The organism is Aureivirga sp. CE67, assembly GCF_015767245.1.
Lineage (GTDB): Bacteria > Bacteroidota > Bacteroidia > Flavobacteriales > Flavobacteriaceae > Aureivirga.
This window is the reverse complement of the sequence record NZ_JADOTV010000001.1, coordinates 400,551-423,566: the sequence shown is the minus strand read 5'-3', so window position 1 is coordinate 423,566 and position 23,016 is coordinate 400,551. Positions and strand designations below refer to the sequence as shown.

Here is a 23,016-nt window from a genome sequence, read left to right as displayed (position 1 = left end):
GTTTATATCAATAGATCTTTCTTAAAATTATTAAGATTTTTATATTATATATAAAATTTAAAATAGTGTAATAAATAATGAATAATTTTTAAAATATGTACATATATAATTCATAAAATAAAAAAAAATAAAATTATTTCTTTTTTTAACTAAAAATATAACATTATTTAAAAATTTTTAACCTTTTCTATTATATTTGTCTTGCTTTAACAAAACTTAAAATGAAAAAAATACTCCTATTATCTTGTTTATTTATCATCTCCCATGTTTCAGCACAAAGGGGTGGTATGTGGTTACCTTCGCTTCTAGAAGGAATTAATGGAAATGAAATGGAATCTCTGGGAATGAAAATGGAACTCTCAGATATTTACGATATAAATAATTCTAGTCTTAAAGATGCAGTTGTGCAGTTTGGTTTTGGATGTACGGGTGAATTTGTATCTGATGAAGGATTACTATTTACAAATCATCACTGTGGTTTAGGAGAAATCCAAGATCATAGTACGATTGAAAACAATTATATTGAAGATGGTTATTGGGCTAAAAATAAAAGTGAAGAATTAAAAAATGATAATTTATCAGTTACTCTAATTGTAAAAATTGAAGATGTTTCTTCAAAAATTTTAGATGGAGTGAGTAAGCAGTTAGCACAATCAGAATATAAAAAAGCAATTAGAAAGAATATCGACAAGGTAAGAAGTGAAACCCAAATGGAACCTTGGCAAACAATTGAGATTAGACCTTTTTATGAAGGGAATCAGTATATTCTTTTTATTAAAGAAACATTTCAAGATGTTCGTTTAGTAGGAGCACCTCCTTCTACAATTGCTGAGTTTGGATCTGATACTGATAACTGGACTTGGCCAAGACACTCTGGAGATTTTGCTTTATTTAGAGTTTATGCAGATAAAAATAATAGACCAGCTAAATACTCTAAAGATAATGTACCTTATAAGCCTAAACATTTTTTACCAGTTTCTAAAGGAGGAGTTTCAAAAGGAGATTTCACAATGGTTTTAGGTTTCCCAGCTACTACTAATGAATATTTGACAGCAGATGCTATTGAGCAAAAAGTTCATATTATAAATCCTTTAGCAGTAAATATTAGAGAAGATGCAATTAAGATTTTAGATTATGAAATGCATCAAGATCCTAACCTAAAGATTAAGTATATTTCTTCATTTAACAGTATTACGAATGATTGGAAAAAGATGGTTGGAGAAACTCAAGGTATTGATAATACAGAAGCAATTGCTAAAAGAAGAAAGATAGAAGCAAAATATATCGCTGAAGTTAAAAAGAAAGGATTAAAACAATATGCGAATCTTATTTCGGATATGAATAAAATTCATAAAGAAAATGAAAAGTATTTAATTGGTAGACATGCATTTTTACAAAGTATGTTTTTTACAAATTCACAATTTGAATTTTTATACGGAATCGTGAATTTTGAAAAAATGATGTTACATGAAAATGAAGAAAACATTAAAAACTCTAAAGATGGATTAGTACATGGTGCAAAGTATTTTTACAAGAATTACGATAAAAGAATAGGAAGATTAATTACTGAAAAATCTTTAAAAAACTATATAAAATATACTCCAAAAGAATTTTTGCCTAAATATTTTGAAGGTGTAAATGTAGACGAGACTTTAGAAAAAATGTTTAAAGAGTCTAAACTTCATTCTTACGAAGATTTCAAACAATTAATGAGTGGAAGTTCAACAGAAATTATTTCTAGTTTAAGAAAAGATCCTGTTTATGCAGCTTTTAGGAGTGCATTTGATGTATTCTTTTCTACTATTTTAGCTGAAACAAGAAAGAATAATGATAAATTAATTGCTTTAAAGAAAGAGTACATTAAATCATTACCTATCGTATTCCCTAATGAACGTTTCTCTCCAGATGCTAATAGAACTTTGCGTGTTGCTTACGGGCAAGTTCAAGGATATGCACCAATTCCAGTATTTTCATATGAGCCTTTTTCTTATTTAAAAGAAGCTATACGTAAATATGTTCCAAATGATCATGAATTTGGATTGCCTAAAAAACTTTTAGATATTTATAAAGCAAAAGGATACGGTGAATATGCTGATGAGTCTGGAAAAATGCCAATTTGTTTCTTAGCATCAAATCATACAACACAAGGAAACTCAGGTTCTCCGGTAGTAGATGCCAACGGAAACTTAATTGGAATTAACTTCGATAGAGTTTGGGAAGGGACAATGAGTGATATTCAATACTCTCCAGATTTATGTAGAAACATTTCTGTTGATATGAGATATGTATTATTTATTATTGATAAATATGCGGATGCTCAAAATATCATGAAAGAATTAACAATTGTAAATCCAAAGAAATAAAAACATATTTAGTGTTCAATAAAAAAGCTCAGTTCAACTATTTGACTGAGCTTTTTTTGTTTATTCATTTTTCAACATACTTAGTTTTGCTGAAATATTCTTTTTTGCTTCTTGTATTAATTTTCTTTTAGAAGGAAGTTTTTTACTCTCAAATTTGATTCTACCTGATTTTGTAGAGAAATATTCAAAATCTGTGATGATATAAGAAATTTTATTATCAGAAACTGTAAAAGTTAAATTGTGTCCAATCATTCCTTTTTTAACCAATAAATCTGTTCTGTAGTTTCCTTTGATTTTGATTACTCCAGCTTCTGAATTTCTTTTCTTTACTTCATGTCTTAAGTCTTTGTAGCCATGTTTGATCCATCCTGTAGCAATTTTATATAGATCTTCTTTTGGAGTGTTTTCAAAAACGATTTCTCCTTTTTGTTCGTATTTTTTAGTTTTTGGGTTTAATTCGAAAGTTTGTCCGAATGAAACAAAAAATACCAATGAAAATAAAAGTGTAAATACTGCTTTCATATGTAAAATTTTATAATGATTTCTTCAAACATAAATCATTATAATATCATTCACAAACAAACAGTTAAAAAAGTTAAAATTCTAAATTTAGATTCATCTGTGTGTTGGTCTTTTTATTTTTTAATAAAAGCATCGGGTTTGGACAAATGTTTTTCCAAGTAGATCTTTCATTTTTAAAAGCAACACCAGGGAAGTTTGTAGTATTTCCTAGTAAATCTAAAATAATTTGAAAGTGTAAATGTGGCAACCAATTTCCATTTTCATTATCATGACCAATATATCCTACAACATCTCCTTTTTTAATTCTTTTTCCAACTTTTAAGAAGTTTAAAGAATCTCGAGTAAGATGTCCATATAAAGTATAGAAAGTAAAAATTCGATCTGCTTTATGTTCTAAAACAATCGTTGGTCCATAATCTTTATCTTCCGAATTATTGTGTAAAATAACGACCTTTCCATCATAAAGAGCATGAACAGGAGTATCTTCTTTTACCCAAAAATCAACACCAAGATGAATAGAACGGTAAGAGTTATCATTTTCGTTTTTATAAGCTTCTGTGTCATAAACACATCTTTCTTCCAAATAACCTCCCGTAATAATTGATTCTGGATATTTTTTCTTGAATTTAGTTAGCTCTGCTTTGGCTACTCTTTTGTTTTCATATCTTTTTGCATCCCAATTACTATCTACGCTCATATCTATAAACGTATAATCTGTTTTGTTTAAAGAAGGGAACAAGTTTTCGATACCTTGACTATTTTTCATAGCCCACTTCTTAAACTTATAATAATTTGGGTGTGCAGGATAATTACATTGCTTTCTGAAACTATAAACAATAAAGTTTTCATTTAATTGATGAAGACTTTTTAGAGGTGTCCAAATAGCTTCAATCAATTGTTTTAATTCTTTATCATTCGGGTTTTCTTCCAAACTCATTTTAGCTTTCACCAAATTAATAATCAAACGCATGCTGATTAATGTCGGAAGATATTTTAGTTCATCTTCTTGGATTAAAAGTTTTTTATGAAAACCTTCAATTATAGGGAGCGCAATATTCAATATTTCGTTTTTTCCATAAAGAACATAAGCAATGGCAACTGCAAGTTCGTTTATAGAAGTAGAATAAATTGCATTTTTATAATTTACAACAGAAAAAATTGTAGGATTCTCTTCAATGTTTTCTACAAGAATATTACCATCATGCATATTATTATGAATGATTCCTTTTCGTAGTTTCTGAATATTCTCTAATTCTCCATTGAATTTTTCTAAGAAATGAACCAGAATTGTTTGTTCTTCTTTGTTAAATAAGGAGAAATGATTTCTAGTCCAGTTTCCTTCCAAAATGTCAAGATCAAATCTTCTATGTGCTTTAATATGATCAAAACCTGAAAGAGCTTTTATCGATAAGGCACATTGTTTTCCTAGTTTTCTATATAAATTGGAATTTTTCTCAGGAACATCCACCCAACTATTTCCTTCCAAATAAGTAAGAAGTCTAACTTTATGCTCATTTGCAAAATCATCAATAAAACTACTGATAGGACTTCCATTTCTGTCCGGAATTGCAATTGGCGTATTAAGTTTTTTATTGGTAGCCTGAAAGTATTGTAGTAATTGAAGTTGATAATCTAAATATCCATTATCAAATTTTCCCCTACTTACTTTTAAAAGATAAGTTTCGTTAGTATTTGTATTAATTTTGAAGTTAAAATCAATATCCTCATAGAGTTTGGTCGCCGAGCCAATAATTCCATACAAAGTGTAGAGAATTTGTTCTGCATACCTATTTTCCATTTGAAACTCCATGTAATTACTATTCATTTTCATTATCTTTTTGAAGGGTCTAAATTAGTAGGAAAGTTTAAAATTAGCAAATGATAAACAAGCATTTTTAGCTCAAAATGCAATATTTTAAAATTTTGATAGAAGTTTAATTACTGAAAATTGAATTTCAATAAAAGTTCCTTTTTTTTATAAAATTTCAAAAAGGATTAAGAATTTATCAAAAAAAGAAAACTTGAGGATAAATAGGGAGTTCCTCAAGTTTCTTTGTGAAAGAATAATTCGTTTTGATTTGGAAAAAATAGATGAAAAATATTATGGACGAATATTTAAAAAACATCCTTTTTTCTTTACTAAAAAAGAATTCTTTCAATTACAGACTTACTATGTTTTTGTATTTCAAATTTATGTCTCCAAAACGACAAATTGCGTCGTAGTAAATTTATCTTATCAAAATAAAAAATTGTAAAACCCAAAGGAATAAGTTACTTTTGTTCAACTTTAAAAATATTTAATATTATACAGTTTTAAGAATAACTGTTTTACATAAACTACATACTTAGAAATGGGAAGAGCATTTGAATTTAGAAAAGCAAGAAAAATGAAACGTTGGTCTGCAATGGCTAAGACTTTTACAAGAATCGGTAAAGATATCGTAATGGCGGTAAAAGAAGGAGGACCAAATCCAGAAACAAATTCTCGTTTAAGAGCCGTGATGCAAAATGCTAAGGCTGCAAACATGCCTAAGGATAATGTAGAACGTGCAATTAAGAAAGCAACAGACAAAGATACTGCAAACTATAAGGAAGTTCTTTTTGAAGGATATGCTCCTCATGGAATTGCAATCGTTGTAGAAACTGCAACAGATAACAACAACAGAACAGTAGCAAATGTTCGTGCTGCATTTAATAAATGTAACGGAACTTTTGGAACTTCTGGTTCGGTAATCTTTATGTTTGATCACACTTGTAATTTCCGTGTGAAAGCTGAAGATATCAAAATGGATTTAGAAGAGTTCGAATTAGAAGTTATTGATTTTGATGTAGAAGAAGTTTTTGCTGATGAGGATGGAGTATTAATTTACGCACCTTTCGAGAAATTTGGAGCAATTCAGAAATATTTAGAGGAAAATGAAATCGAAATTATTTCTTCTGGATTTGAAAGAATTCCTACAACAACTAAAAAGTTATCTGAAGAGCAACAAGCAGAAGTTGAAAAGCTTTTAGAAAAATTAGAAGATGATGATGATGTACAAAATGTATATCACTCAATGGAAATGTAAAAACTTTCACATAAAAACTAAAAAAATCTCCTCAAATCGAGGAGATTTTTTTATATATAAACTTGTTAGACTTTATTATGTTTTAAATATAAAGATTATCAAATTCCCCCTCTCGAGAGGGGCTAGGGGTGTGTTTTAGATTAAATAAGTCTTTCTTATAAAGTTTTACATGATAATGTTTAATGAATAAAATATCATTTTAACATAAAACCAAAATTTTGGAATAATCTTTGTTTTAAATTAATTGAAATTGATTTAAATTCAAATTACTAAATGTTACCTAAATCCAACGTTCTTTTTCGTTGGATTTTTTTTGTTTCTGTTTCTACAAATTTTTCTATAAAATAGATTTCTTTTGGTTTTTCAAATTTGTTTAAAGAATCTGAACTTTTGATTTTGTTTAAAATTTCAGATTCCAATTTTTCTGTTTTTTTTCCTTCGATGATTAAAACTAATTTCTCTCCAAGTTTTTCATCTAAAATTCCTGAAACAAAAAATCGAGACTCTATTATTTCAGATAGTTTTGCTTCAATTTGTTCTGGAATCAACTTTATTCCTCCGCTATTTATTACAGAATCAAATCTTCCTAACCATTCGAAATGTTTTTCGTCAATGATGTTTACAAGGTCATTTGTAATTACTTTTTCATCAGATATTTTTGAAGCATCAATTACCAAACAATCTCTTTCGTCTTTTGAAATGGAAATATTTGGCAAAATTTGATAATAAGAATCTTCTTTTGTTTGAATATGGTTTAATTTCTTTGCTGCAATATGCGTAATGGTTTCCGTCATTCCGTAAGTAGCATAAATTTCAGAAGAGACATTTTGGATTTTTTTCTGTAATTCCGGAGATACTGCTCCACCGCCAATAATGATTTTTTTAATTTGAGAAATTTCATTCAAACTTTCATGAAGTTGTAATGGAACCATCGCTCCGAAATCAAAAGTTTCCGATAAATTTTTCAAGGGATTTGATTCAGGAGAAACTATTGTCAAATGCCAACCTAAAACCATAGTGCGAACCAACATCATTTTTCCAGCAATATAATCTGCGGAAAGATTTAGAAGGGCTTTAGTGTCTTTTTGTAAATCAAAAAAAAGTCCTGTTGCTTTCGCACTTTCAATCATTTGTTCTTTTTTCAAAGAAATTAGTTTCGGAGCTCCTGTAGAACCAGAAGTTTTTACAGTAATCGTATCTGAAGAATCAAACCAGTTTTGTAGAAATTGAGAAACATCTTTTGGTAAGGTTTCTGAGAAATGTAAAAGTTCTTCTACAGAATCAAATTGTTTTCCTTGAATTTTGAATTGTAAATCGAAAGGTGAAAACATAAATCGTTTTTTTGAAATTTCTTCAAAGATAAAAAGAGTTGTTTTATTATTTAAAAGTTTGTTGTTAGAAAGTCGGGATTTCGGCTTCGCTCAGCCACCTTATTTTATTTCGGAGATTGAGCGGAGTCAAAATCGGATTGTTGTATTTGGATATATTTAGATTTTTTGAGTTTTTTATTCGGGGCTTCGACTTCATACTCTGGCGCACTTTTGTAAAGTGTGCCCATTGTTTCTAGTATTTGTGTCATCACGTTTGCAAACTCGCGCTAGTGAAAAAGAAAAATAGATCACTCCAAAACTATCCTTAATAGCAGAATCTTCGGCTTAGGGATTGTAGCGGTATCCTTTTTTGCTTTTCTTCATCAAGTTGCTTTGGCAAAAAAGATATAGCGGAAAGCCCGACCTTTTTCTGAGTTTTTTGGAAACGAAGAAAAATGGGAAGCTCCAAATTAAGAAAATTAAAAATCTAATTTTTTGGTCCGTTACTTCCTCCATTTGTGTCTTCAAGAAAACCAAAATCCATGTTATCTGGTTCTGTGAAATATCTCAATCCACGGTTTTCGCAACGAATTCGATACATATCTTCTTCTGAAAGTTCGAAATCGAAAATACGAATGTTTTCTACAATTCTTTTTGGATTTTTGGAACGAGGAATGACAATAATTTCTCTTTGAATCATCCAACGAAGTGCAATTTGAGCTGGAGTTTTTTGATATTTTTTTCCTAAATCAATTAAAGTTTCGTTTTGAATCAATTCTTTTACATTCCAACTCATCAGTGGAGCATAGGCAGAAAGTAAAATTTCATGTTTTTGACAATATTCGTTCAAGAAAGCATTTTGATAATATGGATGACATTCGACTTGGTTTACGGTAGGTTTTATAGAAGTATGTTTTAAAAGTAAGTCGATATGATGCACATTAAAATTGGAAACACCAATTGCGCGAATTCTTCCTTCGTGATATAAATACTCCATAGCACGCCAAACTTCTAGAATTCTTTCGTAGCTACCTGGCCAATGGATGAGGTAAAGGTCAATATAATCGGTTTGTAAATTTTGCAAAGATTGTTCAAAAGCTTTCAGAGTATCCTCAAAAGTTTGATTGGTATTCCAAAGTTTTGTAGTCAAAAACATTTCTTTTCTTGGAAGTTGTAACGCCTTCAAAGCTTGTCCAACTGCATCTTCATTCTTATAAATTGTAGCTGCATCAATATGTCGATAACCAGCATCGTATGCTATTTCAAAAATATCTTCTAATTGATTTTCTTCTAGTTTCCAAGTTCCTGTTGCTACCGAAGGAATTTCTATACCATTATTCAAAGAAAAATTCTTGCTATCCATAATTCTTTTGATTTAGAGTCTATTAAAGATACTAAATTCTTGATTTGGATAATCTTGAAAAAAATAAAGGTTTATGAATTAATTCTATAAAAAAGACCGCCTTTTTCAAGACAGTCTTTTCTTACAAAAAATTCAATTATAAAAAATACAATACTTATTTAATTTCAATAATTGATTTATCAAGTGGTTTGCGAACTTTCTTTAAGTCTTTCATGAAGTCATCTTCTGCTCTGTGACCTACTGGTAAAATAAGTGCAGATTTTAAATTATGTGATTTTAAATCTAAAACTTCATCATATTTTTCTGGGTTAAATCCTTCCATCGGACAAGAATCGATTTTCTCAACAGCACAAACATTTAAAAGATTTCCTAAAGCGATATAAGCTTGGTTTTTAAATGAAGTATGCATGTCCTCTTTTGTTTTAGAAGAAAAAGTATCAACTAAATAATCTTTAAAAGGATTTAAAATCTCGTCTGGAGTTTGGCGAACATCTTTTACTAATGAGAAATATTTCTCGATATCTTCTGTAGTAAAATCATCTTGAATACAAATCACTAATAAATGCGAAGCATCCGCAACTTGTCTTTGATTAAAACTATGTTCTACTAAAGATTCTCTGATTTCTTTATTTTCGATTACAACTAATTTGATTGGCTGTAAACCAAAAGAAGTAGCTGTAAGGCTAAAAGCGTTTTTTAATACTTCGATTTGCTCTGAAGTTAGTTTTTTAGTAGCGTCAAATTTTTTAGTTGCATAACGCCATTGTAAACTTTCAATAATGTGCATAATTATCTCTTTTGAAGCTCAAAAATATAGTAAAAACAGTAGGAGAGTAGTAGTTTTTTATTGAATTTACTTATGAAACTATAATTTTTGAAAATAATAGTAAAATTATTTAAGTCTACGGGTTTTAAGTTATTGTATTTCAGTGTTTAAAATAAAAATTTGTATCTTCAAAAATCTAAAATCAATTCTATGAAGGAAGATTTTTTACATTATGTCTGGAAATACAAGTTGTTTAATGCACTTTCTTTAGAAACAACTGAAAAGGAAAAAATAAAAATAGAATATGTTGGGACACAAAACTACGATAGTGGACCAGATTTTTTTAATGCAAAACTTCATATTGATGAACAGCTTTGGGCAGGAAATGTTGAGATTCATTTGAATTCTTCGGATTGGTATGCGCATAACCATGAAACAGATTCTAGTTACGATAATGTAATTCTGCATGTTGTCTGGAATCATGACTCGGAAATATTTAGAGAAAATAATTCGAAAATTCCAACTTTAGAATTGAAAGATTTGGTAGGGAAGGAGTTGTTAGAGAATTATAATAAAATTCAGTTTCATCGAGATAAATGGATTGTTTGTGAAAATGAAATTTCTTCAGTTTCAAATTTTACTTTTTCAAATTGGTTAGAAAGATTGTATTTCGAACGATTGGAGCAAAAATCATTTGTAATTCGAGAATATTTAGAAAAAACAAAATTTGATTGGGAAGCAGTTTTGTTTAAAATGTTGGCAAAGAATTTTGGTTTAAAAGCCAATGCAGATGCTTTTTTGAACTTAGCAAACTCTTTTGATTTTTCTATTTTAAGAAAAGAAAGTGCAAAGTTGGAATCTTTAGAGTCTTTATTATTTGGACAAGCAGGAATGTTGAATGAACCAATTGAAGATGTTACTTATAAAAAGATGCAAAAAGAATATGCTTATCTGAGAACGAAATATGGAATTCAACCAATTTTTGAAGGACAAGTGAAATTTTTCAGATTGCGTCCAGTTAATTTTCCTACAATTCGACTTTCGCAGTTAGCAAACCTTTATCATCGAGAGCAAAACCTTTTTTCAAAATTGATGGATTTTACAGAAATTGAAGAATATTATAATATTTTTACGGTAGAAACTTCTGCTTATTGGAAATCACATTATACTTTTAAAACAGAAAGTTCGAAATCTCAATCGAAAAAACTAACTAAGGCTTTTATTGATTTACTCCTTATTAATACTGTGATTCCTTTCAGATTTGTGTATTTAAATCATGTAGGGAAATTTGATGAAGATGAAATATTACGTTTGGCAAAAGGTATAAAAGCGGAGAAAAATCGAATTATTTCTAAGTTCGAAGATTTAAATGTAGATTCTGAAAACTCTTATGAATCTCAAGCTTTGATTCAGCTTAAAAACTACTATTGCGAAAATCAGCGATGTTTACATTGTCAAATTGGAGATTCTCTGATTCGTGGAAAATAAAAAAGTTCGGAAATTTCCGAACTTTTATGTTTTTATTGAAATTGATAATCATCAGGAAGAGCTTCTCCCATACGTTTCGCACCAAGTTCGCCAGTAAAAAGAATTCTACCAGCTGGAGAAATATTACCGAATTTATCAATAGTAAAAGTATCTTGCCCATCTTCATTTAACTCAAAACTAGAACAAAACTCTCTATTATAATGTAGGTAAACTCGTGGAATCAGCATTTTGTAAGTTTTTTCATTTTTACTTTGTTCGACTAAAGTGTAAAGACTTTCAATTTTTCCACTTTCGTTTAGCATTATATGATACTTGTTTAGTTCCAAAGTATTATTATAAAGACTTTTGATGAAATGTTTACTTGAACCTAAATAAGCTTCGCGTCTTCTTTTAAAATGTTTTTTCTTTAAATTTTTCAAATCATTAAAAAAACAAAAACCAGCAAAATGTACAGATTCCGCTTTATAAGGATATGTTCGAAGGTAAAGTTTAGCTTCAAAAGTGATTAAATCATACTTCATTTTATAACCAAGTCTTTTGTTTTCGATGATGATTGGTTCATCACATCTTGCTATCAAAGTAGAATCGCTAGTGATATTAAATTTGATTTTATGCTCATTTAAGATTTTTAAGTAAGGAGAATCATGATGTTTACCAAGAAACTCTTCTTTGAAAATTCTCAATGTATGATCTCTTTTCACTTTCACAGCATTGATTGTTACAGTTCCAATAGTTTCAATTTCTTCTTCAAGATAAATTTTCATCACAGGTTTGATGTTTTTTTGCTCAATCAACACTTTTTGATAACCCAAAACAGAAACAAGCAGATCTGCTTTTACCTAAAATTTATTATTGATTTTATAATAACCATTTTCGTCAGTGGCATCTCCTAGTGTAGTTCCTGTAAAATATACAGTTACGTTTTCAATTGGTTTTTTAGTTTTTTTATCTAAAACATAACCAGAGAATGTTTGAGCAAAAATCACTTTTGCAAATAGTAAATAAGTAAGAAATAAGATTTTTTTCATAGTATTTTGGTTTTAAAAATTAATTTTCTAGTTGAAAATCGAGAGGCAACATTTCTCCAACTCGCTTAAAACTCATTTCACCACCAAAAAGAACCTTATTAGGAGGAGAAATATTTCCAAAAGAATCTACAGAGAATGTTTTGTCTTTTTCACGAATTTCTAGGATAGATTGTTTGTCATTATTATAGAGAACAGCAATTGTTTCCTCTTGAAGTTCAAAAACCGTTGTTTCTTCTGTACGTTGCTTTTTTTGAATGAAGTTTTCAGGATTTTTAAAAGTAATTCCGTTATGGGTAAAATTAAATTTATGTTCTTCAAAATCACCACGAACCAAACTTCGGAAGAAATGAAGTTTAGAACCTAAATAAGCTTCGCGTCTTCTTTTAAAATGTTTTTTCTTTAAATTTTTCAAATCATTAAAAAAACAAAAACCTGCAAAGTTTACAGATCCCACATTATAAGGATATCTTCGAAGGTAAAGTTTAGCTTCAAAAGTGATTAAATCATACTTCATTTTATAACCAAGTCTTTTGTTTTCGATGATGATTGGTTCATCACATCTTGCTATCAAAGTAGAATCACTGGTGATATTAAATTTGATTTTATGCTCATTTAAGATTTTTAAGTAAGGAGAATCATGATGTTTACCAAGAAATTCTTCTTTGAAAATTCTCAATGTATGATCTCTTTTGACTTTTACAGCATTGATTGTTACGGCTTCATTAGTTTCGATTTCTTCTTCAAGATAAATTTTCATTACAGGTTTGATGTTTTTTTGCTCAATCAACACTTTTTGATAACCCATAACAGAAACAAGCAGATTTGCTTTTACCGAAAATTTATTATCGATTTCATAATAACCATTTTCGTCGGTGGCATCTCCTAGAGTAGTTCCTGTAAAATATACAGTTACGTTTTCAATTGGTTTTTTAGTTTTTTTATCTAAAACATAACCAGAGAATGTTTGAGCCAAAATTACTTTTGCAAATAATAAAAAATGTAAGAAATAAGATTTTTTTCATAGTATTTTGGTTTTAAAAATTAATTTTCTAGTTGATAATCGAGAGGTAACATTTCTCCAATTCGCTTAAAACTCATTTCACCACCAAAAAGAACCTTATTAGGAGGTGAAATATTTCCAAAAGAATCTACAGAGAATGTTTTGTCTTTTTCGCGAATTTCTAGGACAGATTGTTTGTCATTATTATAGAGAATAGCAATTCTTTTCTCTTGAAGTTCAAAAATCGTTGCTTCTTCTGTTTGTTGCTTTTTTTGAATAAAGTTTTCAGGATTTTTAAAAGTAAATCCGTTATGGATAAAATTAAATTTATGTTCTACAAAATCACCACGAACCAAACTTCGAAGGAAATGAAGTCTAGAACCTAAATATGCTTTTTTTCTTTTTTTAAGATGTTTTTTCTTTAAATTTTCAATGTTAGAAAAGTAAGAAGTACCTGTAAACAGAACAGATTTGATATATTTTTTCCCTTTATAGCCATTTTCTAATTGAATATCGAAAGAAATCAAATTATAGCTGATATTATAGCCAAGAATATCGTTTTTGATAACTAAAGCTTCAGGGCAAGAAGCAGAAATAGTATTATCCTCTGAAAAATAACGTAGAATTATTTTTTTTTCATTTAATATTTGAAGCGAAGAAGATTCAAAATTTTTACCCAAAAACTCTTTTTTGAAGTATTTCATTTTTTCTTCTCTAGACATATTATCTGCATCCAAACTCACTTCTTCCAAATCAAAAGAAGATTCGTTTAGATATATTTTCATTTCTTTTTGAATATTTTCGAAAGGAATATATTGTGTTTCATAACCAAGAATGGAAATAATCATCACAGATTCCACCGAAAAAGCATTTGGTATTTCAAAATAACCGTTTTCGTCTGTAGCGTCTCCCATAGTAGTTCCGTCAAAATATGCTGTCGCACTTTCTATCGGATTTTTGGTTTTAGCATCATAAACAAAACCTGTAATATTTTGACCAAATGAAATAAAAGAAACAAAATAACTGAAAAGAAGGAATAGCAAATTTTTCATCTCAATTTTTTTTACAAGTATAATTAAAATTGAGAAGAAAATCAAGATGCAAACTACTCTAATTCAAACTTTAAATCATTTTTTATTTCAGTTAGAACAAAGGAACTTTGAACATTAGAAATATTTTCGATGGAAGCCAAATGAATCATAATGAATTGTTGGTATTCTTCCATATCCGAAACAATTAATTTTAAAAGATAATCGTAATTTCCAGCAATATGATAACATTCCATTACGTACGAAATTTTTCGAATTTCTCTTTCAAATACTTCTAAAAATCTTTTTGAATGTTGTTGTAAAGAAACTTGACAAAAAACTTCCAATTTTTTTCCAATTAGCTTTTTATCTACGATTGCGATGTATTTTTTAATGAAACCATTCTTTTCTAGACGTTTAATTCTTTCATAGGTTGGAGTCGTAGAAAGCCCGATTTTATTAGCAATTTCTTTACTATTTAGTTTTGCATTTTCTTGTAAAAGCATCAATATTTTTTTATCAATAGCGTCCATGTAGATTTATTTTCTGTTTTTTAAGAATATTTAGAATTGTAAAAGTAATTAAATTCTGTTTAAAGTCGATTGCATAGGTTTATATTCTTAAAAATAACAATAATTTTAGTTAAAAATCTATTTGGGTTAAATTTGCAGAAAATTAATCTGAGATGTTGGAGCAGAAAGAAGTTAAAAATCAGTTATCTGAGTTATATAAAGAAATAAATGAAACTACGGAGAACTTTATTGGTTATCCAGTTTCAAAAGATTTCGATTATTCGGAGTTATTACCTTTCCTACAATTTCCGATGAATAATATTGGAGATCCTTTTGGAAAATCAACTTACAAAGTAGATTCTAGAGCAATGGAGAGAGAAGTAGTTCGTTTTTTCGCAGAATTATTTCGTATAAAACCAGAAAATTCTTGGGGATATGTAACGAATGGAGGTTCGGAAGGAAATCTTTATGGACTATATCTTGCAAGAGAATTGTATCCGAAAGGAATTGTTTATTTCTCTGAAGACACACACTATAGTGTACAGAAAAACGTAACATTATTAAATATTGATTATGTTATCATCAAATCTCAAGAAAATGGAGAAATCGATTATGAAGATTTGAGAAATATGTTACAATATAATAGACATCGTCCGGCAATTGTGGTAGCAAATATTGGAACTACAATGACAGAAGCAAAAGATGATACAAAAATCATCAAAGGAATGATGGAAGAGTTAGCAATTCAGAAACATTATATTCATGGAGATGCTGCTTTAGCTGGAGGTTTTGCACCTTTTATTTATCCACGCCCTCATTTTGATTTTGTAGATGGAGTAGATAGTATTTCTGTGAGTGGACATAAATTTATTGGTTCACCAATTCCTTGTGGAGTTGTAATTGTTCGAAAAGAAAATAGAGATAGAATTGCAAGAAATATCGCTTATATCGGAAGCTCGGATGCTACGATTACAGGATCGAGAAATGGACATAGTCCTTTATTTATTTGGTATGCGATTAAGAAATTAGGATTAGAAGGTTTTGAAGATCGTACGATTCATAGTTTGAAAATTGCAGAATATGCTTGTGATCGGTTAAATGAAATTGGTATCAAAGCTTGGAGAAATACGAATGCGATTACAGTAGTTTTCCCATCACCACAAGAATCAGTTTGCGAAAAATGGCAATTAGCAACAGAAAAAGGACAATCACATATTATTTGTATGCCAAACGTAACAAAAGAACAAATAGACACTTTTATATCTGATATTGAGAATATGAAATAATATTAGTTTTTGCTCTACTCCGAAAGTTTCAATTTTAAAGTTTTGGAGTAGAGTTATTTTCTAGGTTTTAAGAAAATTTTAACTTATTAACTTTTTTAAAAGAAAATTGCTTTGCGAATAATGTAAAATGAAATGATTAAATGATATGTAAATTGTATATTATCTAATTATTTAACATACATTAATATTTTAACAACAAAAAATTTGTCCCTACTTCATTTTTTTAAGATATTGCGTGCTTCAAAAATTTAAAATACACATTATTTATAGAATTATGAAGGAAAAATTTCTACTAATACTTGCAATTTTTGCACCTTTTTTTGCTTTTTCGCAGGAGGTTACAAAAGAGCCGTCCACAGCAGATAAAATTAATGAATGGTTTAAAGGAATTGCAAAGCCTGTATCTGACATTGTTTTTTATCAAATACCTCTAGATATTTCTGAGAAAATTAAAGGAATTCCTATTGTTTTAATCATTTTGGTTTTAGGGGCAATTTTCTTTACAATATATTTTAAAGGAGCAAACTTTACTTTAATTAAAACTGCTATAAAACTAATTAAAGGAGATTATGATGATGTTGATTCGCAAACTCCAGAAGGAGAAGCTCCAAAAGGAGAAAAAGCAGAAGGAGAAGTTTCTCACTTCCAAGCTTTAACAGCAGCACTTTCTGCAACAGTAGGTTTAGGAAATATTGGTGGGGTTGCGATTGCAATTGCATTAGGAGGACCGGGAGCTACATTTTGGATGATCATCGCAGGATTTTTAGGTATGGCATCTAAGTTTGTAGAATGTACTTTGGGTGTAAAATATCGTGATGTTGATGCAGATGGTTCTGTTTATGGAGGACCGATGTATTATTTAACAAAAGGATTAAAAGAAAAAGGATTTGGTAAATTAGGAAAAGGATTAGGTTTCTTCTTCGCAATAATGTGTATTGGAGGTTCATTTGGTGGAGGAAACATGTTCCAAGCTAACCAAGCTGCATCTCAGTTTACGAAGTTATTAGGTTTAGCTCCTAAAGAATATCCGAATGCTTCTTTATATTTCGGAATTATCATGGCCGTTTTAGTAGGTATCGTGATTATTGGAGGAATCAAAAGAATTGGAGCTGTAACAGAGAAAGTTGTTCCTTTCATGGCAGGAATTTATGTATTAGCTGCTTTAGTAATTTTAGGGATGAACTTTTCTGCAATACCAACGGCGTTTGGATTAATTATAGAAGGAGCATTTAATCCAAGTGCGGCATTTGGTGGGTTCGTTGGAGTACTTATAGTTGGGTTTAAACGTTCAGCATTTTCAAATGAAGCAGGAGTTGGATCTGCAGCAATTGCGCACTCAGCAGTAAAAACAAACTTTCCAGCTTCAGAAGGAATTGTTGCTTTATTAGAGCCATTTATTGATACAGTAATCATTTGTACAATGACTGCTTTAGTATTAATTATCACAAATGCACAATATGATTTATTTACTTATGGTAATTTAGATGCAGATGATAATGTAATTATGAATATCACAGGAGCTCATTTAGGTGGAGTTGATATTACATCTGAAGCTTTTGATGCTGTAATTCCTCACTTCTCTATTATCTTAACTATTGCAGTTGTATTATTTGCATTTTCAACGATGTTATCTTGGTCTTACTACGGATTACAAGCTTGGAAATTCGTATTTGGAAAAAGTAAAGGTTCAGATATTACATATAAAATAATATTTCTTATATTCGTAGTAATTGGTTCAGCAGCAACATTAGGAGCAGTGATTGATTTCTCAGATGCAATGATTTTTGCGATGGTATTCCCGAATATTATTGGTCTGATTATTTTATCACCTAAAGTACGAGATGAACTAGCTAAATATAAAAAAGCGATTTCAAAGAAGTAAAACGATAAAATATGAAACTTAAAAAATCCCATTTCTGGTATAATAAAAACCAACGAAATGGGATTTTTTATTTATTGATACTAATCATTTTTGTTCAATTACTTTTATTTGTTTTTAGATATACGAAAGAAATAAAAACAACAGAATATACAGAGGAACAAAAAGAAATGATTAGAGAGATTGATTCTCTACAAAAGCTTGCTGAAAAAGAATTAGAAGAAAAGAAAAACCAGATTAAACCTTTCAATCCAAACTTTATTTCTGACTATAAAGGATATTTACTAGGAATGTCTGTAGAAGAAATAAAAAGACTACAGGATTTTCGAGAAACAGGGAAGTTTGTAAATTCTGCTAAAGAATTTCAAGAAATAACACAAGTTCATGATACTTTACTTATAGCACTTGAAAAACATTTTAAATTCCCTGAATGGACACAAAAATCTAAAACCACTAAGAAAGATTTTTACTCTAAAACAAAATCTAATAATTTGCCTTTAAAAAATAATTCTTTAACCGTTAAAGGAATTAATACTGCTACAAAAGAAGAATTACAAAAGATCAATGGAATAGGAGAGAAGTTGGCGGAAAGAATTTTGACATATAAAAACAAAATTCAAGGATATAGTTATAATGACCAACTAAGCGAGGTTTGGGGACTCCGACCTGAAGTTGTTGAGAATATTTTGGAATATTATCAAGTTTTAGAACAACCTACCATTCAGAAAATAGATGTCAATGGCGCATCGTTTAAAGAAATTTTAAAAATTCCCTATGTTGACTACGAATTAACAAAAAAGATAGTAAAATATCGAGAATCTGTTTTGAGAATTAATACAATAGAAGAATTTAAGAAAATTGAGGGTTTTCCTATTGAAAAATTTGATAGAATAGCGTTATATTTGGATGCTCAATAAAAATTCTACCATTGAGTTATAAATTCTAAAATAAGAATACTTATTAAAATAAAGAGATATATGAATTTTGATTACACGGAAACGCAGGAAATGATTGCCCAATCGATAAGAGATTTTGCTGCGCAACACATTACTCCAAATATAATGGAATGGGACGAGGCTCAACATTTTCCAGTTGAATTATTTAAAGAACTTGGAAAAATGGGATTCATGGGTGTACTTGTACCAGAAGAATATGGAGGTTCAGGATTAGATTATCATGATTATGTAAGAATCATCGAAGAGATTTCAAAAGTTGATTCTTCAATCGGATTATCTGTTGCTGCACATAACTCACTTTGTACAGGACATATCTTACAGTTTGGTAATGAAGAACAAAAGAAAAGATGGCTACCTAAATTAGCAACTGCAGAGTGGATTGGAGCTTGGGGATTAACAGAGCACAATACAGGATCAGATGCAGGAGGAATGAACACTACTGCTGTGAAAGATGGAGATTATTATGTTTTAAATGGAGCAAAAAACTTCATTACTCACGCTATTAGTGGTGATGTAGCTGTAGTAATTGCTAGAACTGGAGAAAAAGGAGATTCTCACGGAATGTCTGCTTTTGTTATTGAAAAAGGAACACCAGGATTCTCTTCTGGAAAAAAAGAGAACAAATTAGGAATGAGAGCTTCTGAAACAGCAGAATTGATCTTTGATAACTGTCGTATTCATAAAGATAATATGTTAGGAAATGAAGGAGAAGGATTCGTTCAAGCGCTTAAAGTGTTAGATGGAGGAAGAATTTCAATTGGAGCACTTTCTTTAGGTATTGCAAAAGGAGCTTATGAAGCTGCTGTAAAATATGCAAACGAAAGAGAGCAGTTCGGAAAAACAATCGGAAAATTCCAAGCAATCGGATTCAAATTGGCGGATATGGCTACAGAAATTGAAGCGTCTGAGTTATTAATTCATAAAGCGGCATTTATGAAGAACGAAGGGAGAAGAATGACAAAGATTGGAGCGATGGCAAAAATGTATTCTTCAGAAGTTTGTGTAAAAGTTGCAAATGAAGCTATCCAAATTCATGGAGGATATGGATATACAAAAGATTTCCCAGTAGAGAAGTTCTACCGTGATGCGAAATTATGTACTATTGGAGAAGGAACTACAGAAATTCAAAAACTAGTTATTTCAAGAACAATTTTGAACGCATAATCATAGGTTAAAATATTAAATAGAAGTACTTCTTGTTTTTTTAGAAGTACTTTTTTTATGTTTAATAGTTTGATTTATAGAGTTTAAAAATAGGTTTTAAAAAAATAATAATTTAAGCTTGAAAATAAAAAATAATTATATATTTGCACTCTCAAAATTAAACTTAAAGGAGACGATATGAAAGGAGGTGCAAACATATGTTAATCATCCCGATAAAAGAAGGAGAAAATATCGACAGAGCGTTAAAACGTTACAAGAGAAAATTCGACCGTACGAAAACGATGAGAAATCTACGTGCTCGTAAACATTTCGTGAAGCCATCAGTTGCGAATCGTAAAGAAAGCATCAAGGCTCAATACGTCCAAAGATTAAGAACAGCAGAAGAGCAAGCTTAATATTTTAAAGTTTGATATTTTTAGAATATTAACAAACTTATATAAAAAATCCGTTAGTGAATAATAAAGGTAAATACTATCTTTGTTTTCCTAACGGATTTTTTTATTTATGAGTATTCAACCTTTCATAGATTATCTAAAGCACGAAAAAAAATATTCGTTGCATACAGTAGTTGCTTATGAAAATGATCTGAAAAATTTTCAAGAAATAGCAACAAATACATATAATCAAGAATTAAAAAAACTTAGTTATGCAGAATTAAGATTCTGTATTGTCAGTATTGTTAATACTGGAGTTGAAAATAGAACTACAAATAGAAAGATAAGCTCTCTGAAGGCTTATTTTAAATATTTACTGAAAACGAATCAGATTTCAGAAAATCCACTTGCAAAACATAAATCTTTAAAAGTATCTAAAAAAGTACAAGTACCCTTTTCTAAAAAGGAGGTAGAAGAAGTACTTTCTGTGCCTTATGACCAAAACGATTTTGAGAGTTTTCGAAATCATGTTTTAATTGAACTTTTATATGTAACAGGAATTCGACGATCAGAATTAATTAATTTGACCATCGATTCTATAGATTTTTCATTAAAACAAATAAAAGTACTTGGAAAACGAAATAAGGAGCGAATAATTCCATTATTCGAATCTACCATGAAAAAGCTAAGTGCTTATATAATAGAACGTAATAAAATACCGAGTAAAAACACTTTTCTTTTCATTACAAAAAAAGGTGAAAAAATGTATGAAATGCTTGTGTATCGCACGATAAATAGTTACTTTAGGGGTGTATCTTCGAAGTTAAAACAAAGTCCACATATTATTCGACATTCGTTTGCAACACATTTATTAAACGAAGGAGCAGATTTGAACTCTGTAAAAGAATTATTGGGGCATGCTAGTCTAGCGTCGACACAAGTATATACAAAAACTAGTCTAGGAAAGTTAAAAGAATTATATAACCATGCTCACCCAAGGAGCATAAAAAATAGTTAGAATTATGAAAATATTATTTCAGTCAGTTAATTTCAATGCGGATAAAGACTTAGTAGCATTCATTGAAAAGAAAGTTGAAGGATTAGAAAAATTTTATGACAAAATTATAGATGCTGAAGTATTTTTAAAGGTTCAACAAACAAGCGAAAAGGAAAATAAGGTAGCGGAAATTAAGGTTAATGTGCCTGGTGATGAGATGATTGTAAAAAAGCAATCTAAGTCATTTGAGGAAGGAGCTGCGCTTTGTGTAGATGCGTTGAAACGTCAGTTAGAAAAGCATAAGGAGAGACAAAGAGGAACTCACGTGTAAAAAAAAACAAAAAAAAATGAAAAAAAGTTTGCAGGATTCATAAAACGTATTACATTTGCAAACCGTTAGCAACAACGAAATATTTGAAGCTAACGAAAAGCCGATATAGCTCAGCTGGCTAGAGCAGCTGATTTGTAATCAGCAGGTCGTGGGTTCGAGTCCCTCTATCGGCTCAAAATCTTTGAAATAGTTAAAAATAATTTTAGATTATAAGCGGGAGTAGCTCAGTTGGTAGAGCGTCAGCCTTCCAAGCTGAATGTCGCCGGTTCGAACCCGGTCTCCCGCTCTAAGATTTCTTAATCTAAAAAATTTTTAACGAATTTAAAGAGTTATAAAAATAGTAAGAACACTAATATATAACTAAGTATAAAAACTAGGTAATCATGGCAAAAGAAACTTTTGATCGTTCGAAACCACACTTGAATATTGGTACTATCGGACACGTTGACCACGGTAAAACTACATTAACTGCTGCTATTACTACAGTATTAGCAAATAAAGGACTTTCTGAGAAGCAAGATTTCGATCAAATCGATAACGCTCCAGAAGAGAAAGAAAGAGGTATTACAATTAACACTTCTCACGTAGAATATCAAACAGCTAACCGTCACTATGCACACGTTGACTGTCCAGGTCACGCCGATTACGTAAAGAACATGGTAACTGGAGCTGCTCAAATGGATGGAGCTATCTTAGTAGTTGCTGCTACAGATGGACCAATGCCACAAACTCGTGAGCACATCTTATTAGGACGTCAGGTTGGAATTCCACGTATGGTTGTTTTCTTAAACAAAGTGGATATGGTTGATGATGAAGAGTTATTAGAGTTAGTAGAAATGGAAGTTAGAGAATTATTAGACTTCTATGACTATGATGGTGATAACACTCCAGTAATCCCAGGATCTGCATTAGGTGGATTAAATAATGACGAGAAATGGGTTGATTCTATCATGCAATTAATGGATGCTGTTGATGCTTGGATCGAGGAGCCATTAAGAGAGATTGACAAAGATTTCTTAATGCCAATCGAGGATGTATTCTCTATTACTGGTCGTGGAACTGTAGCTACAGGACGTATCGAGACAGGAATTGCTAATACAGGAGATGCTGTTGATATCATTGGAATGGGAGCTGAGAAATTAACTTCTACTATTACAGGTATCGAAATGTTCCGTCAAATCTTAGATAGAGGTGAGGCTGGAGATAACGCAGGTATCTTATTAAGAGGTATTAACAAAGAAGATATCAAAAGAGGAATGGTAATCTGTAAGCCAGGTTCTGTAACTCCACACGATAAATTCAAAGCTGAGGTTTATATCCTTAAGAAAGAAGAAGGTGGACGTCACACTCCATTCCACAACAACTACCGTCCACAGTTCTACGTACGTACAACTGATGTAACAGGAAATATTTCTTTACCTGATGGAGTTGAAATGGTAATGCCAGGAGATAACTTAACTATCAATGTTGACTTAATTCAACCGATTGCAATGAACGTAGGATTACGTTTCGCAATCCGTGAAGGAGGAAGAACAGTAGGAGCAGGTCAGGTAACTGAAATCTTATAATCATAAGATATAA

21 protein-coding genes and 2 tRNA genes are annotated in these 23,016 nt (G+C 30.1%); 13 read left to right on the top strand and 10 right to left on the bottom strand.

The annotated features are described in order from the left end of the window. Nucleotides 1–221 precede the first annotated feature (221 nt). Nucleotides 222–2,363 (top strand): S46 family peptidase, encoded by a 2,142-nt coding sequence (locus I0K12_RS01865; protein ID WP_196885201.1) that lies wholly within the window; start codon nt 222–224, stop codon nt 2,361–2,363. A 60-nt stretch (nt 2,364–2,423) separates the two neighbouring features. On the opposite strand, the gene I0K12_RS01860 is transcribed toward I0K12_RS01865, so the two are convergent. Together I0K12_RS01860 and I0K12_RS01855 are read right to left on the bottom strand one after the other, a co-directional pair. Continuing rightward, nucleotides 2,424–2,885: a DUF4468 domain-containing protein gene (locus I0K12_RS01860; protein WP_196885200.1), complete on the bottom strand. Its 462-nt coding sequence runs from the start codon at nt 2,883–2,885 to the stop codon at nt 2,424–2,426. Nucleotides 2,886–2,958: 73 nt separating this feature from the next. Further along, nucleotides 2,959–4,710, bottom strand: a complete 1,752-nt coding sequence (locus tag I0K12_RS01855) for a peptidoglycan DD-metalloendopeptidase family protein (RefSeq protein ID WP_196885199.1) — start codon at nt 4,708–4,710, stop codon at nt 2,959–2,961. A 526-nt stretch (nt 4,711–5,236) separates the two neighbouring features. Here I0K12_RS01855 and I0K12_RS01850 point away from each other — a divergent pair. Beyond that, a complete protein-coding gene (locus I0K12_RS01850; protein ID WP_196885198.1) occupies nt 5,237–5,953 on the top strand; it encodes a YebC/PmpR family DNA-binding transcriptional regulator in 717 nt (238 codons plus the stop codon). A 269-nt stretch (nt 5,954–6,222) separates the two neighbouring features. Here I0K12_RS01850 and I0K12_RS01845 read toward each other — a convergent pair whose 3' ends face one another. The 3 genes from I0K12_RS01845 to I0K12_RS01835 all read right to left on the bottom strand — a co-directional run bounded on the left by I0K12_RS01845 (nt 6,223) and on the right by I0K12_RS01835 (nt 9,413). After that, nucleotides 6,223–7,284 (bottom strand): AMP-binding protein, encoded by a 1,062-nt coding sequence (locus tag I0K12_RS01845; RefSeq protein WP_196885197.1) that lies wholly within the window; start codon nt 7,282–7,284, stop codon nt 6,223–6,225. A gap of 466 nt (nt 7,285–7,750) precedes the next feature. Further along, nucleotides 7,751–8,626, bottom strand: coding sequence for an aldo/keto reductase (locus I0K12_RS01840; RefSeq protein ID WP_196885196.1), 876 nt, complete (start codon nt 8,624–8,626; stop codon nt 7,751–7,753). A 154-nt stretch (nt 8,627–8,780) separates the two neighbouring features. After that, on the bottom strand, nt 8,781–9,413 hold the full coding sequence (locus tag I0K12_RS01835; RefSeq protein WP_196885195.1) for an NAD(P)H-dependent oxidoreductase: 633 nt from the start codon (nt 9,411–9,413) through the stop codon (nt 8,781–8,783). A 189-nt stretch (nt 9,414–9,602) separates the two neighbouring features. On the opposite strand from I0K12_RS01835, the gene I0K12_RS01830 reads away from it, so the two are divergent. Next, nucleotides 9,603–10,880 (top strand): DUF2851 family protein, encoded by a 1,278-nt coding sequence (locus I0K12_RS01830; RefSeq protein WP_196885194.1) that lies wholly within the window; start codon nt 9,603–9,605, stop codon nt 10,878–10,880. Nucleotides 10,881–10,912: 32 nt separating this feature from the next. Here the strand turns inward: I0K12_RS01830 and I0K12_RS01825 are convergent, their stop codons facing one another. The 5 genes from I0K12_RS01825 to I0K12_RS01805 all read right to left on the bottom strand — a co-directional run bounded on the left by I0K12_RS01825 (nt 10,913) and on the right by I0K12_RS01805 (nt 14,469). Further along, the gene (locus tag I0K12_RS01825; protein ID WP_196885193.1) at nt 10,913–11,644 is read right to left on the bottom strand and encodes a hypothetical protein; all 732 of its coding nucleotides are present in this window, start codon (nt 11,642–11,644) and stop codon (nt 10,913–10,915) included. A 75-nt stretch (nt 11,645–11,719) separates the two neighbouring features. Beyond that, a complete protein-coding gene (locus I0K12_RS01820; protein ID WP_196885192.1) occupies nt 11,720–11,908 on the bottom strand; it encodes a carboxypeptidase-like regulatory domain-containing protein in 189 nt (62 codons plus the stop codon). Nucleotides 11,909–11,927: 19 nt separating this feature from the next. Beyond that, nucleotides 11,928–12,881: a carboxypeptidase-like regulatory domain-containing protein gene (locus I0K12_RS01815; RefSeq protein ID WP_196885191.1), complete on the bottom strand. Its 954-nt coding sequence runs from the start codon at nt 12,879–12,881 to the stop codon at nt 11,928–11,930. 68 nt (nt 12,882–12,949) lie between these two features. Next, the gene (locus tag I0K12_RS01810) at nt 12,950–13,960 is read right to left on the bottom strand and encodes a carboxypeptidase-like regulatory domain-containing protein (protein ID WP_196885190.1); all 1,011 of its coding nucleotides are present in this window, start codon (nt 13,958–13,960) and stop codon (nt 12,950–12,952) included. A gap of 53 nt (nt 13,961–14,013) precedes the next feature. Continuing rightward, nucleotides 14,014–14,469: an Lrp/AsnC family transcriptional regulator gene (locus I0K12_RS01805; protein ID WP_196885189.1), complete on the bottom strand. Its 456-nt coding sequence runs from the start codon at nt 14,467–14,469 to the stop codon at nt 14,014–14,016. A gap of 152 nt (nt 14,470–14,621) precedes the next feature. Here I0K12_RS01805 and I0K12_RS01800 point away from each other — a divergent pair, with 152 nt between their 5' ends. The 10 genes from I0K12_RS01800 (at nt 14,622) to tuf (ending at nt 23,003) form a co-directional block, all read left to right on the top strand. Beyond that, nucleotides 14,622–15,734 carry a histidine decarboxylase gene (locus I0K12_RS01800; RefSeq protein WP_196885188.1) on the top strand — a complete coding sequence of 371 codons (1,113 nt, stop codon included), beginning with the start codon at nt 14,622–14,624 and terminating at the stop codon, nt 15,732–15,734. Between the two features lie 274 nt (nt 15,735–16,008). Then, nucleotides 16,009–17,616, top strand: a complete 1,608-nt coding sequence (locus I0K12_RS01795; protein ID WP_196885187.1) for an alanine/glycine:cation symporter family protein — start codon at nt 16,009–16,011, stop codon at nt 17,614–17,616. Nucleotides 17,617–17,627: 11 nt separating this feature from the next. After that, a complete protein-coding gene (locus I0K12_RS01790) occupies nt 17,628–18,530 on the top strand; it encodes a ComEA family DNA-binding protein (protein ID WP_196885186.1) in 903 nt (300 codons plus the stop codon). A 60-nt stretch (nt 18,531–18,590) separates the two neighbouring features. Further along, nucleotides 18,591–19,733, top strand: a complete 1,143-nt coding sequence (locus I0K12_RS01785; RefSeq protein WP_196885185.1) for an acyl-CoA dehydrogenase family protein — start codon at nt 18,591–18,593, stop codon at nt 19,731–19,733. Nucleotides 19,734–19,930: 197 nt separating this feature from the next. Then, on the top strand, nt 19,931–20,128 hold the full coding sequence (rpsU, locus tag I0K12_RS01780; protein ID WP_196885184.1) for a 30S ribosomal protein S21: 198 nt from the start codon (nt 19,931–19,933) through the stop codon (nt 20,126–20,128). 109 nt (nt 20,129–20,237) lie between these two features. After that, nucleotides 20,238–21,125 carry a tyrosine-type recombinase/integrase gene (locus tag I0K12_RS01775; RefSeq protein WP_196885183.1) on the top strand — a complete coding sequence of 296 codons (888 nt, stop codon included), beginning with the start codon at nt 20,238–20,240 and terminating at the stop codon, nt 21,123–21,125. A 4-nt stretch (nt 21,126–21,129) separates the two neighbouring features. Then, nucleotides 21,130–21,435 carry a ribosome hibernation-promoting factor, HPF/YfiA family gene (hpf, locus tag I0K12_RS01770; RefSeq protein ID WP_196885182.1) on the top strand — a complete coding sequence of 102 codons (306 nt, stop codon included), beginning with the start codon at nt 21,130–21,132 and terminating at the stop codon, nt 21,433–21,435. 99 nt (nt 21,436–21,534) lie between these two features. Further along, nucleotides 21,535–21,608: transfer RNA gene (locus tag I0K12_RS01765), tRNA-Thr, on the top strand. 40 nt (nt 21,609–21,648) lie between these two features. Beyond that, a tRNA-Gly gene (locus I0K12_RS01760) sits at nt 21,649–21,721 on the top strand. Nucleotides 21,722–21,818: 97 nt separating this feature from the next. Further along, nucleotides 21,819–23,003: an elongation factor Tu gene (gene tuf / locus I0K12_RS01755; protein ID WP_196885181.1), complete on the top strand. Its 1,185-nt coding sequence runs from the start codon at nt 21,819–21,821 to the stop codon at nt 23,001–23,003. Nucleotides 23,004–23,016: the final 13 nt, after the last annotated feature.

Bases quoted from the DNA above. Each gene is read 5' to 3' on its own strand.
- I0K12_RS01865 (WP_196885201.1), top strand. From the start codon at position 222: ATGAAAAAAATACTCCTATTATCTTGTTTATTTATCATCTCCCATGTT.
- I0K12_RS01860 (WP_196885200.1), bottom strand. From the start codon at position 2,885: ATGAAAGCAGTATTTACACTTTTATTTTCATTGGTATTTTTTGTTTCA.
- I0K12_RS01855 (WP_196885199.1), bottom strand. From the start codon at position 4,710: ATGAATAGTAATTACATGGAGTTTCAAATGGAAAATAGGTATGCAGAA.
- I0K12_RS01850 (WP_196885198.1), top strand. From the start codon at position 5,237: ATGGGAAGAGCATTTGAATTTAGAAAAGCAAGAAAAATGAAACGTTGG.
- I0K12_RS01845 (WP_196885197.1), bottom strand. From the start codon at position 7,284: ATGTTTTCACCTTTCGATTTACAATTCAAAATTCAAGGAAAACAATTT.
- I0K12_RS01840 (WP_196885196.1), bottom strand. From the start codon at position 8,626: ATGGATAGCAAGAATTTTTCTTTGAATAATGGTATAGAAATTCCTTCG.
- I0K12_RS01835 (WP_196885195.1), bottom strand. From the start codon at position 9,413: ATGCACATTATTGAAAGTTTACAATGGCGTTATGCAACTAAAAAATTT.
- I0K12_RS01830 (WP_196885194.1), top strand. From the start codon at position 9,603: ATGAAGGAAGATTTTTTACATTATGTCTGGAAATACAAGTTGTTTAAT.
- I0K12_RS01825 (WP_196885193.1), bottom strand. From the start codon at position 11,644: ATGAAAATTTATCTTGAAGAAGAAATTGAAACTATTGGAACTGTAACA.
- I0K12_RS01820 (WP_196885192.1), bottom strand. From the start codon at position 11,908: ATGAAAAAAATCTTATTTCTTACTTATTTACTATTTGCAAAAGTGATT.
- I0K12_RS01810 (WP_196885190.1), bottom strand. From the start codon at position 13,960: ATGAAAAATTTGCTATTCCTTCTTTTCAGTTATTTTGTTTCTTTTATT.
- I0K12_RS01805 (WP_196885189.1), bottom strand. From the start codon at position 14,469: ATGGACGCTATTGATAAAAAAATATTGATGCTTTTACAAGAAAATGCA.
- I0K12_RS01800 (WP_196885188.1), top strand. From the start codon at position 14,622: ATGTTGGAGCAGAAAGAAGTTAAAAATCAGTTATCTGAGTTATATAAA.
- I0K12_RS01795 (WP_196885187.1), top strand. From the start codon at position 16,009: ATGAAGGAAAAATTTCTACTAATACTTGCAATTTTTGCACCTTTTTTT.
- I0K12_RS01790 (WP_196885186.1), top strand. From the start codon at position 17,628: ATGAAACTTAAAAAATCCCATTTCTGGTATAATAAAAACCAACGAAAT.
- I0K12_RS01785 (WP_196885185.1), top strand. From the start codon at position 18,591: ATGAATTTTGATTACACGGAAACGCAGGAAATGATTGCCCAATCGATA.
- rpsU (WP_196885184.1), top strand. From the start codon at position 19,931: ATGTTAATCATCCCGATAAAAGAAGGAGAAAATATCGACAGAGCGTTA.
- I0K12_RS01775 (WP_196885183.1), top strand. From the start codon at position 20,238: ATGAGTATTCAACCTTTCATAGATTATCTAAAGCACGAAAAAAAATAT.
- hpf (WP_196885182.1), top strand. From the start codon at position 21,130: ATGAAAATATTATTTCAGTCAGTTAATTTCAATGCGGATAAAGACTTA.
- tuf (WP_196885181.1), top strand. From the start codon at position 21,819: ATGGCAAAAGAAACTTTTGATCGTTCGAAACCACACTTGAATATTGGT.